At 65.9% G+C, this 10,569-nt stretch carries 9 protein-coding genes and 1 pseudogene; 5 read left to right on the top strand and 5 right to left on the bottom strand.

The features are described 5' to 3' along the window. Positions 1 to 51 precede the first annotated feature (51 nt). Positions 52 to 1,239, bottom strand: a complete 1,188-nt coding sequence (locus P8A20_RS06965; protein ID WP_306103078.1) for a serine/threonine-protein kinase — start codon at positions 1,237 to 1,239, stop codon at positions 52 to 54. 357 nt (positions 1,240 to 1,596) lie between these two features. Here P8A20_RS06965 and P8A20_RS06960 point away from each other — a divergent pair, with 357 nt between their 5' ends. The 4 genes and pseudogenes from P8A20_RS06960 to P8A20_RS06945 all read left to right on the top strand — a co-directional run. Continuing rightward, complete coding sequence (locus tag P8A20_RS06960; RefSeq protein ID WP_306103077.1) at positions 1,597 to 2,115, top strand: hypothetical protein; 519 nt, start codon at positions 1,597 to 1,599, stop codon at positions 2,113 to 2,115. Positions 2,116 to 2,425: 310 nt separating this feature from the next. Beyond that, a complete protein-coding gene (locus P8A20_RS06955; RefSeq protein WP_306103076.1) occupies positions 2,426 to 4,519 on the top strand; it encodes a DUF262 domain-containing protein in 2,094 nt (697 codons plus the stop codon). Positions 4,520 to 4,626: 107 nt separating this feature from the next. Continuing rightward, a complete protein-coding gene (locus P8A20_RS06950; protein ID WP_306103075.1) occupies positions 4,627 to 5,547 on the top strand; it encodes an 8-oxoguanine DNA glycosylase OGG fold protein in 921 nt (306 codons plus the stop codon). Then, positions 5,436 to 5,990, top strand: a pseudogene (locus P8A20_RS06945) (transposase); the annotation flags it as partial. The gene P8A20_RS06950 and the pseudogene P8A20_RS06945, both read left to right, overlap by 112 nt. Before the next feature lie 44 nt (positions 5,991 to 6,034). Here the strand turns inward: P8A20_RS06945 and P8A20_RS06940 are convergent. Together P8A20_RS06940 and P8A20_RS06935 are read right to left on the bottom strand one after the other, a co-directional pair. Beyond that, positions 6,035 to 6,853: a restriction endonuclease gene (locus tag P8A20_RS06940; RefSeq protein ID WP_306103074.1), complete on the bottom strand. Its 819-nt coding sequence runs from the start codon at positions 6,851 to 6,853 to the stop codon at positions 6,035 to 6,037. A gap of 50 nt (positions 6,854 to 6,903) precedes the next feature. Beyond that, positions 6,904 to 7,086, bottom strand: a complete 183-nt coding sequence (locus P8A20_RS06935; RefSeq protein ID WP_306103073.1) for a hypothetical protein — start codon at positions 7,084 to 7,086, stop codon at positions 6,904 to 6,906. Positions 7,087 to 7,155: 69 nt separating this feature from the next. Between P8A20_RS06935 and P8A20_RS06930 the strand changes: the two genes are divergently transcribed. Next, positions 7,156 to 7,602 (top strand): SRPBCC family protein, encoded by a 447-nt coding sequence (locus P8A20_RS06930; RefSeq protein WP_306103072.1) that lies wholly within the window; start codon positions 7,156 to 7,158, stop codon positions 7,600 to 7,602. A gap of 1,048 nt (positions 7,603 to 8,650) precedes the next feature. On the opposite strand, the gene P8A20_RS06925 is transcribed toward P8A20_RS06930, so the two are convergent. Together P8A20_RS06925 and P8A20_RS06920 are read right to left on the bottom strand one after the other, a co-directional pair. Then, positions 8,651 to 10,180: a helix-turn-helix domain-containing protein gene (locus P8A20_RS06925; protein WP_147959926.1), complete on the bottom strand. Its 1,530-nt coding sequence runs from the start codon at positions 10,178 to 10,180 to the stop codon at positions 8,651 to 8,653. Between the two features lie 150 nt (positions 10,181 to 10,330). After that, positions 10,331 to 10,531, bottom strand: a complete 201-nt coding sequence (locus P8A20_RS06920) for a DUF4236 domain-containing protein (protein WP_147959927.1) — start codon at positions 10,529 to 10,531, stop codon at positions 10,331 to 10,333. Positions 10,532 to 10,569: the final 38 nt, after the last annotated feature.

Genomic DNA, 10,569 nt, shown 5'->3' with positions numbered 1-10,569 from the left:
ACCGCGGTGCACTGACATTGCCTCCGGCGGACGATGCGCCTGATAGGCGAGCTACAGCGCGGACTGCATCGCGTACCGCTTTCGCAAGTCCTCGGAAACCGTCAGAGAGGCCGGCTTCCGACCTCGCCTAGACTTCTGGGCCGGTAGCCCCGGATCGGTGGGTTTCTCGGCTTCCCGCACGATGTCTTTCGTGAGACCGGCAGGCGCCTCAGCGCCGGAGTCCTCTGAGGCCGGGAGAGGACGGTCGAGCGGGCTGTCGTGGTCGTCCTCGTCCGCAGTGCTGGTTTCGCCGACAGGGGCCGCGAATTGTTCGATGCGTTCCCACACCGAGGAGGACGGGCTTTTGGTCTGCGCCGCGCGAGCACTGTCCTCGGAGGAAGCCGTCGCATTCACCAGTGCATGGCGGGCTTGTGCCGCAGACAACCCCGCATCCTCAACGAGTGCCACACACTGCCGGGTCACCTCGGCCAGCATGGGACGGTCGGCCGGCGCGTACGCGAGCATCGCCGTGATCAGCGGGAGAAGGGCATCTGGCAGCCCGGCCAGATTCGGGAACTGCTCCTCGTCCGCCACCTGAGTGGCGATCCCGAGCCAGTCCGCGCCCTCGTACGGGTAGTGGCCGGTCGCCGCATAGAGCAGCACTGTGCCGAGCCCGTACACATCGGCAGGTTCTTTCGGCTTGGTGCGAGCGAGCGCTTGCTCGGGAGGTATGCACCGAATGGTGCCGATGATCATCCCGGCCTGCGTCAGGTTGTCCTTGTCAGCGTCAACGAAGGCCCCGAGACCGAAATCGATCAGTATCGGACCGTACTCGCTGAGCATGACGTTCTGCGGTTTGAGGTCGCGGTGGAGCAAACCCACCTTATGAACTGCTTCGAGCCCTTCGGCGAGCAGCGCGCCGAGGCTGGCGACGAGGGGAGCAGGGAGCGTGCCCCGGCCCTGTACTTGCTCGTGAACCGTATGTCCTGGGACGTACTCGACAGCCATCCAGGGCTGCTCGGCGTACGGATCGGCATCGAGGAAGCGTGCCACTCGGTTCGTACCCACGACCGTTCGCGCGATGAGCGCTTCCTTCTCGAATCGGGCGCGCGTGGCCTGGTCGAGGCGATCCCGTCGAATCACCTTCACCGCGACCGGGTCCCCGCCGGGCGAATAGGCCAGATAGACCTCTCCCATGCCCCCCGAGCCCAGCTCGCGCTCGACCACGTAGCGGCCGATCTGCGCGGGCACCTCTGCCATGTTCTCTGCGTCACCCTCTCGCGACCGCGTCACCGTGTTGCACCATCACCGAAGGTCACCCTATCTCTGCGGCTACGGGAACAGGGCGGGTTTCTGGCCCTTGACGTGCGCAGACCTCAAGGGCGGACGAGTTGGCCCGACGGGAGTCAGCCAACGTACTCACGAAGCAGGTCGGTGAACGCCGTCCGCTCGCGCAGGCCGCTGCGGCCGTTGAAGGCCAGGCGCTGCTCGGCGTCCCAGCGAAGGCGGTACGCGTCTGACAGAACTAGCCCCGCAGTGCAGCGTGCTGCCAGTAACGTCGTCCATATCGTCAGCGGCGGCCCGCGTGCGGCCGAAGTGTAGAGGGGGCGCTGAGCCATGGGGAAATCAGCACGGGTGTTGGGCGAGGAGTTTGGCCGAACTGCTCGAGAAATGAATGCGCTCCTCAAGGAGTACGGCTATCTGGACGGAAATCCTGGCGCTTATGGGCTCACCGAGAAGGGGCAGCAGTACGCGAAGGAGCAATACCATTCACGCGGTACGGGCGGCTACGCCCAGTACAACCGGAACTGGGAAACTCGTACCTGGAGCGAGGAGACGGTAGCGGCACTTAGGGCCGATATAGAAGCGAATCCCGGTGGCTTCGACGACGGAGGGTCTCCCGCTGAAGAAGAGGCAATTTTCGAGCCCGATCCCATCGTGGACGACAGCGGTAGTGGTGGCGACGATGACCCTCAGCTCAGTTGGAAAGAGTTGGCCATCGGCGGGGTCGTAGTAGGCGCTATTCTCGTCGCTCCTCATGTCAAGCCCTTCTGGGACAACAAGGTGAAACCTGTTGCGAAGAAGCTGCGGGACAGATTGGTGAAACAGGAGACCATCGAGCCCACCGAGTCCTGACGCTCATTCGTGCTGGGCTGCCGAGGGAGGCGACGACCCATGTCACAGGCTGTGGCCGTGCTAGGGCAGGGTGGTGGCCCGAGTGCCAGTTGGTCAACGCGAATATCGGCATCCAGGCCGGGAGGTTGCGTGTGATCTGCGCGATCTCGAGCCGGATACGGTTGCGCGCGGTGTGCTCCAGGGCAGTTTCCGTAGGTCGGCGGAGCGGGCGGGCCACTGGTTGCAGGGCTGACGCTAGTCCCTGAATCGGCCGAGAGGACCTCAACGGTAGGCACTCGGCCCGTGTGAACAGCCCCTATTGGAGGACAGTGTGGAAGCGAAATCGATGACCCTGCGCGATCTGTTCGGGCCGGACCGGCGACTCGTCGTGCCGGTCTTCCAGAGGCCGTACGTCTGGACGGAGGACCGGAACTGGCGCCCCCTGTGGGAGGACGTCACCGCTCTGGTCCACCAAAGAATGGCGGATGAGGAGGTTCATCCGCACTTTCTTGGTGCGGTCGTGCTGGATCAGCTACTGACACTCACGGGGTCGATGCCCGCCAGACAGGTCATCGACGGACAGCAGAGGCTGACAACACTTCAGGTTCTCCTTGCCGCGGTCCGCGATGTCGCACGCGAGCTTGATGTACAGGACAGGTACGTACGTGCGCTCGTCAAACTGACCGCCAACGACGACGACATGACCGACGACCCGCATGCCGCCTACAAGGTGTGGCCTACCAACATTGACCGTGACTCGTTCCGCATGGTCATGGACGGTCGGCTCCGGCGGCCCGTCGACGTCGCATTCCCCGTCGCTCCAGACGCCTCGGCGATCGTCCAGGCGTACTGGTTCTTTCGCAACCGCACGGTCGAGTGGGCACAAGAGCTGAACTACGAAGGCAGGCTGGACAAGGGCTTTGATGCCTTGGTGCGCGTGCTTCGTGACAAGTTTGAGTTGGTCGTTATCGATCTCAAGCCCGAGGATAACGCCCAGGTCATCTTCGAGGCTCTGAACGACCGAGGCACCCCGTTGCAGGCATCCGACCTGGTCAAGAACCTGGTCTTCCAGCAGGCGGAGGAGCAAGGGCTCCCGGTGGAGGAGCTGTACAGGGATCTGTGGGCGCAGCTAGAGACGCCTGACTGGCGCAAGGAGGTGCGGCAGGGAAGGCTGAAGCGGCCTCGCCTGGACGTCTTCCTCATGCAGTACCTCACGGGTGAACTCGCCGAGGAGGTGATGGCTCCAGAGCTCTTGCTGACCTTTCGCAGGTACGTCAAGGCCGCTGATATGGGCCTGGTCAATCTGATGAGGCGCCTGGTGGAGCGGGCAGGTGCCTACCGAAGGCTGACGGCCGAGGAACAGCCGCTGACACCGGAAGGCCGCTTTTTGCGCACTGTTGGTGTTCTGGACGCCAACACCGTGATGCCCGTACTCCTGTGGATGGTGAGCCGTTTCGACGAGGACGACCGGGCCGGCGCGGTGGGCACCCTGGACTCCTACCTGGTGCGACGCACCGTCTGCCGCCTGACGACGAAGAACTACAACCGGCTCTTCCTGGAACTGCTCAAGGAACTGAAGGCGAAGGACGACCCGTCGGTCGTGGCGGACTTTCTGCTCCGACAGGAGGCCGACTCCGGGTTCTGGCCCCGCGATCGCGATATCCGAGATGTCTTTCGGTCCCAGCCGTTGTACAAGCAACTCACACGGACCCGGATGCGGCTGCTGCTGGCCGAGTTGGAGGACTCGCTGTATTCGGGTAAGACCGAGCGACATGTCCACAACGGGGAGTTGACGATCGAGCACCTACTGCCCCAGGCCTGGGAGGAACACTGGCCGCTTCCCGACGGCGGAGGCCTCGGGAGCGTCGAGGCTCATGAGCGCAGGCAGTCTCTCCTCCACACCGTGGGAAACCTGACTCTGCTCACCGGCAGACTGAACACATCGGTTTCCAATGGTCCCTGGGAGCGCAAGAGGAACGACATCCTCGTGCACAGTGCACTTTCGTTGAACCGTTCCCTGCCTGCTCAGTGGGACGAGGAGAGCATCCTGGCCCGGGCTGACCATCTGTCCGAGGCGTTCTCCAGGCGCTGGCAACGCCCGGATGGAGGCGCGCCCACCTCCTCGGTCGCAGGCTTCCCGGCACCCCGGCTGGGGGCGCGGGAGGCTACCCCCGTCGGTAGGCCGGCGACGGTTCAGATGCCCCGGTCCCGGCGCGATGTCGCACGTCACATGCGAGAGGCCTTCTCCGGGCTGCCGGTCGGAAGCATTCTGACGGTGTCGCAGATAACGGCGGTCCCCACGAGCCAGTACGAGGGCGGGGAGATCAGTCCCGGCGCTGTGGCCGCCAGACTACGCGCCGACAACGTTCCTGGTATCCGGGCCGTACCTGGTTCCAGCCCACTTTCCGCCCGCAAGATCAGCTGAACGGTCCCGCACTCGTGCGGGGGTGCACTTCCTCGGGACAGAACCCGTCACGAACTGGTGATGCCTGCTGTCGCGGCGAGCTGGTGGAACCAAAGGAGAGAGTTCGGATGGGATGGCGAGAGGGCGCCGGGGAACTGGACGCGCGGATGCTCGAGCGTCCGCTTCCTTCGGATGCAGTGCAAAAGCTGGGAGCCTGGCTGGCCGAAGACGGGGCGCCGTACGCGGACGGGACAGGCGCGCACGCAGTTCGCTACATCCCGGGGTCCTGGGCCGGCATCCGGCCGTGGCCCTCGGGGTTGGCTGAGCAGGTCGGACGTAAGCCAACTTTGCTGAGCCGGGCCCAGGTGTTGGCGGTGGCCCGGACTGGGGTAGCAACGGCTAGCTGGACCGAGACACTCGTCGCCAGCTACGTCTGGGGACAAGGTGACAACGGGTACGGGGCCTACCGGCTGGGTGAGATCCTGCGCCCAGGCCGGGTCGAGGCGGTGCTGGCACAGGCTATTGCGCTGCTGGCCACCGATGGCGCCGTGGCGGGCTACCGCAGGCTGAGCGGCGCGATCGCAGGCCTTGGACCTGCGTTCTTTACCAAGTTCCTCTACTTCGCCGGCGGCGCCGTAGTGGATGCGCCGGGGCCGCGCCCGCTCATCCTCGACCAGCGCATAGCTCGTGTCCTGCGCGCTTACACGACACGACTGGGGGAGGGGATCGGGCTTGAGGAACCCGTGAAGCTCGCTGCCTGGCTGTGGAGCGACGGCGGGTGGACCCCGCACCGCTACGACGTGTACCTGAGATGGGCACACGGCGCCACCGACCAGCTGGCCGGGTCCACGCACTGGCCGCTCGCTCCCGACCTACTGGAACTGGCACTGTTCAGTGGCGCATGGAACCCATATAAAAGCTCCCTCGGGCCGTCCGTGTCGGATACGCCATCACCGAGCCGGTCCGCCGCGCTGTCCGGGCCATGCCCGGGCGCCTCTGGCATCCCGCCCTGGACCAGGACGGGACCATGCGGGACGGCGCCGAGCTGACCGGCATGGTCGACCTAAACGGCTACCCGCGCGGCACCCGCATCGTGTGCCGCGAGCGGCCCCACCCCAGAGCCCAACTGTCCCTGTTCGTCCAGGACGAGGGCCTACGGCATCAGGTGTTCCTCACCGACACCCCCCACTCCGGCGGCGGCTCCGCCCAGTTCCTCGAGGTCCGTCACCGTGGGCATGCCACCGTCGAGGACCACAGCCGGTGAGGCAATACCACCGGATTCGGCCGCTTCCCCTCTCGAGACTTCGGCATCAATGCCGTCTGGCTCGAACTCAGTCTCACAGCGATCGATCTGCTGGCCTGGACCCGCGTCTTGCTCCGGGACGGCGAACTCGCGGCTGCCGAGCCGAAGAAGATCCGCTACCGGCTGCTGCACGTCGCCACCCGCCTCACCCGCGGGGGCCGCCGCCTGCGCTTGTGGATATCGGCGGCCCGTCTACCACGCGCCGCCGCAAGTGATTCATTTGCCGTTCGCCTCTACTTCCAAGGTGGCTGATCGATGCCGTCGGCCCACCGGCGTAGAACGTTGGAGTCAACGATTTGGATGCCGATGACGCTTGCGTAGGCAGCTGCCGGCCCGGTGACGAACCCGGTCGTGACCATCAGCGCGATGTCGGCCTGGTGGACGCTGAAGACCGTGCCGGCGAACTTCTGCATCTCCGGACTGCTGACCTTGCCGCGGTACTGCTTGCACTGGATGACGACCTTACGGCCCTCAGGGGTGTATGCGATGACGTCCGCGCCGAGGTCACCCGCGCCGCCGGGCGTCTCGACCCGGTAACAGCCGCCTTCACGGCACAGGTCGGCGATGGCCTGCTCGAACTCGGAGGGCGTCAGGTCGAACCAGTCCTTTACCGCGCGGAACTTCGGCTTGGCAGGAGAGGCGGCTGCCTTTTTCTCCAGGAGCCTGGTCTGCTCTGCCAGGAACGCGGCGAGCTGCCGAAGGTCCCGATAGCTCGCGTCATGCTGCTCGGCGTTCACCGTCCGATACTTCGCAACGAGGTCGTGGCAGGATGCCTCGACCTCGCCTAGGAGCCGCACATACGCGCCGAAGCTGTACGCGGCATCCCCGGGGGCGGCAGTAGTTTTCTGCTGCGGCAGGGAAGCGTGGATGCGGGACCTCTCGCCTGTGGCTACGACCTCGCCGACAGTTACCTGGTGGCGGATGCTCGCGCCGCTCAGGTAGGAGACGACCTGGTAGATCGTCTCGAACCCTGCTATGCGGCGCTGCGCGAGCCGCACTGTCGCCACGCCGTCCTCGACGGCGCTAATCCCGATGCCGAGCTCAACCGGCATCTTCCACGACTGCCACTTCGGGTCGTAGGTGCCGCGGTGCTCCTCACGGGTCAGCTCGACGTGTCATGGAGGATGTCATTTTCGGCGGCCTCGATCGCGGCCTCCCACTCTTCCCGGCGGGACTTCGGTAACTTGGCGAGGTCTTGTTCTGCCTCGGGGCGCAGCTGGATGAAGCCACTGACGTACCCAGGGTGCCGGAAAAGCATGCTGACCTGCCTTTCGGTGGTGACCATTCTGCGCAATGGGACAACCTTATGAGCTCGTAAAACGATCATGGTGAGACGCGGTCTACCCTTGTTGGGGTGTCGTCCCTCGCTGTTACTGCTTCTTCACACTCATCGGCGTCTGCCGCCATCGTCTACGCGGCACTCCTGAATGCAGAATCCTGGCCGTTGTGGTCCGCCTACGCCGACGTCGAGTGGGATGTGCCTGCCGGAGTCGACCGACCGGCACGAGTAGATGACCTGCGCACCATCCGTTCCCGCATTGGACGTATGTGCTGCCGCGAGCGGGTCGTCGAGATGGTTCCCGGCCGGCGGTTCAGCTATGAACAGGCCGCAGGGCTGTTCACATCTCATCGAGGGTCTGTGGACCTGACCCGAGCCCCCCATGGCGGCACCGACATCACTTGGTCAGCGACCTACCGGCACACCCTCTCTCTCTTGGACATGCTCAGGAGTCGGCGTCTACAGGTTTGGGTCCACGATCTCGCGTCATACGCCAACTCAACCGTGAGCCGTAAATCCTAGAGTTGCAGCACAAGTTCGCGATTCAATCTTCTTGAGGCGCCTCCAGCAGATGAGTTTGCAGCCCAATGAGACGAAGGTGTCGTGGAGTTCGAGGCGTCGTTCCCATCGGACAGCGAGACGTTTGCACTGGTGGAGCAGGGCGAAAGTCTGCTCGACGACGTAGCGGAGCTGCCCCAGGCCCTGATGTTCGGGGCGCCCTTGAGGGAGGGAGACAGATTCGTCCCGCGTGCCTCCCGGGGCAGGCTGGACCGCACGGTCCGCGTGGGACCGGCGCGCAGCGCGGCGGACGGCGGTCAGGACGCGATTGATGGACCCGGGGGCGAGCGGGCGGCCGGTCCGCGGCGACGGGGTTACGGTCAAGTGCGCCAGCGTACTCAGCCTCCGGGGTAGCAGGCAGCGTCCGCCGACCGACGCTCGCGCACCAGGCAATGAAGGCGGCCATGTCGGAGGAGTACATCAGGCGGGTGGCGTCGGTCAGCTGGCGGTTGGTGTCGGCCGTCCCCACGGCTATGTGCTGAAGGCGAGCCTGGGGCGCGGAGACTTGTCACGCTGCTCATCGTAGGGCGGCCCTACACCCCGCCGGCCCGGACGTCGCGGCGGGTGCTCCCACGAGGTGGGCGCAGGCTCAGCCCGTGACACGGCGCCCGTCTACGACAGAGGACCCGCGCCCACGTGGTGCGGGTCCTCTGCTGCGTGGCGAAGTGGTCAGCCGGAGGACTCGGATGCGCGGTCTACCCAGGCTGCGTCGTGAGGCCGGAGACGTCGAGCGGATGGCGGTTCGCCTCGTCGCCCAGACGCGGTCGGCGCGACGCGACCGACATCGGATGTTGCGAGGCCGCTTCGGCGGTAACCCTCCGTAAAGGCTGACGGTTACTCGGTCTTTTCTGACGTGCCGTCAATCATTCAAGATCATCTTGCACATGCGTTGCACAAGGTGCTGAAAAATGACAGAGATCAGCGAAAGACCGTGAAGGTAGGTATCCGCAGGTCAGATGGCCTATTGAGGTGTCGTGCCCCTTGCCCCCAAGGGGCACGACACCGCGTCCAGTCAGATGTCCCGGAAGATCTCGATCTGGGCCCCCACCGAGTTCAGCCGCTCCGCCAGCTCCTCGTAGCCCCGGTTGATGACGTACACGTTGCGCAGGACCGAGGTCCCCTCGGCCGCCATCATCGCCAGCAGGACCACCACCGCGGGCCGCAGGGCCGGCGGGCACATCATCTCGGCGGCGCGCCAGCGGGTCGGGCCCTCGACCAGGACGCGGTGCGGGTCCAGCAGTTGGAGCCTGCCGCCGAGGCGGTTGAGGTCGGTGAGGTAGATCGCGCGGTTGTCGTAGACCCAGTCGTGGATCAGGGTCTGGCCGTGGGCGGAGGCCGCGATGGCCGCGAAGAACGGCACGTTGTCGATGTTCAGGCCGGGGAACGGCATCGGGTGGATCTTGTCGATGGGGGCCTCCAGCTTGGAGGGCCTGACCGTCAGGTCGACCAGCCGGGTGCGGCCGTTGTCGGCGGCGTACTCCGCCGTGCGGTCGCAGTCGACGCCCATCTCCTCCAGGACCGCGAGCTCGATCTCCAGGAACTCGATCGGGACCCGGCGGATCGTCAGCTCGGACTCCGTCACCACGGCGGCGGCGAGCAGGCTCATCGCCTCGACCGGGTCCTCGGAGGGGGAGTAGTCGACGTCCGCGTCGATCTCCGGCACACCGTGCACGGTGAGGGTCGTCGTCCCGACGCCCTCGACCCGCACGCCGAGCGCTTCCAGGAAGAAGCACAGGTCCTGGACCATGTAGTTGGAGGAGGCGTTGCGGATGACCGTCGTGCCGTCGTGCCGGGCGGCGGCCAGCAGGGCGTTCTCGGTCACCGTGTCGCCGCGCTCGGTCAGGACGATGGGGCGGTCCGGCCGGACCTCGTGGTCGACCTGTGCGTGGTAGAGCCCGTCGGTCGCGGCGATCTCCAGGCCGAAGCGGCGCAGCGCGATCATGTGCGGCTCGATCGTGCGCGTGCCGAGGTCACAGCCTCCGGCGTACGGCAGGGTGAAGCGGTCCGTGCGGTGCAGCAGCGGGCCGAGGAACATGATGATCGAGCGGGTCCGGCGCGCGGCGTCCGCGTCGATGGCCTCCAGATCGAGCTCGGCCGGCGGCAGGATCTCGAGGTCCACGCCGTCGTTGATCCAACGGGTGCGTACGCCGATGGAGTTGAGGACCTCCAGCAGCCGGAAGACCTCCTCGATGCGCGCCACCCGGCGCAGGACGGTGCGGCCCTTGTTGAGCAGGGATCCGCAGAGCAGGGCGACGCACGCGTTCTTGCTCGTCTTGACGTCGATGGAGCCGGAGAGCCGGCGGCCGCCGACCACACGCAGATGCATGGGTCCGGCGTAGCCGAGCGACACGATCTCGCTGTCGAGGGCTTCGCCGATGCGGGCGATCATCTCAAGGCTGATGTTCTGGTTGCCGCGCTCGATGCGGTTGACAGCGCTCTGGCTCGTGGCGAGCGCCTCGGCGAGCTGACTCTGTGTCCAGCCACGATGCTGACGGGCGTCACGGATGAGCTTGCCGATACGTGCGAGGTAGTCATCTTCCATGACTGCACGCTATCTCAGATATGAGATGAAGATCGCGTCGGGGTGCGCGGTTCGGGTGACGACCGGGCGCCGGGCCGTGCGTAGGTGCCTGTGTGAAGCATCAGGCCTCCGCGCACGACCCGGCGTGCGGTGTTGCGCCGACCGGGTGAATCAGCCGCGGCGGCTGCGCCTGGTCGTCCTGCGCCAGCCGAAGGGGCCGGGCAGGTCCATCGAGGTGGTGCGGCGGCCGGTGCTGCTGTGCGTGCGCTTCGGGCCGTGTCGTCCGCCCGTCGTCACGGACCACGAGCGGCGGTTGATGTTCAGCCGGACGCCCGGAAGGATCTGGAAGCTCTTGCGGAATGTGAGCGGCATCTGCGCCTCCTCTGTCAGGAGTACGCGTATCCCGAAGC

The sequence above is a fragment of the Streptomyces sp. Alt3 genome (assembly GCF_030719215.1).
Lineage (GTDB): Bacteria > Actinomycetota > Actinomycetes > Streptomycetales > Streptomycetaceae > Streptomyces > Streptomyces glycanivorans.
Note: the sequence above shows the minus strand (reverse complement) of the source record. Positions and strands in the feature narration are given on the sequence as shown.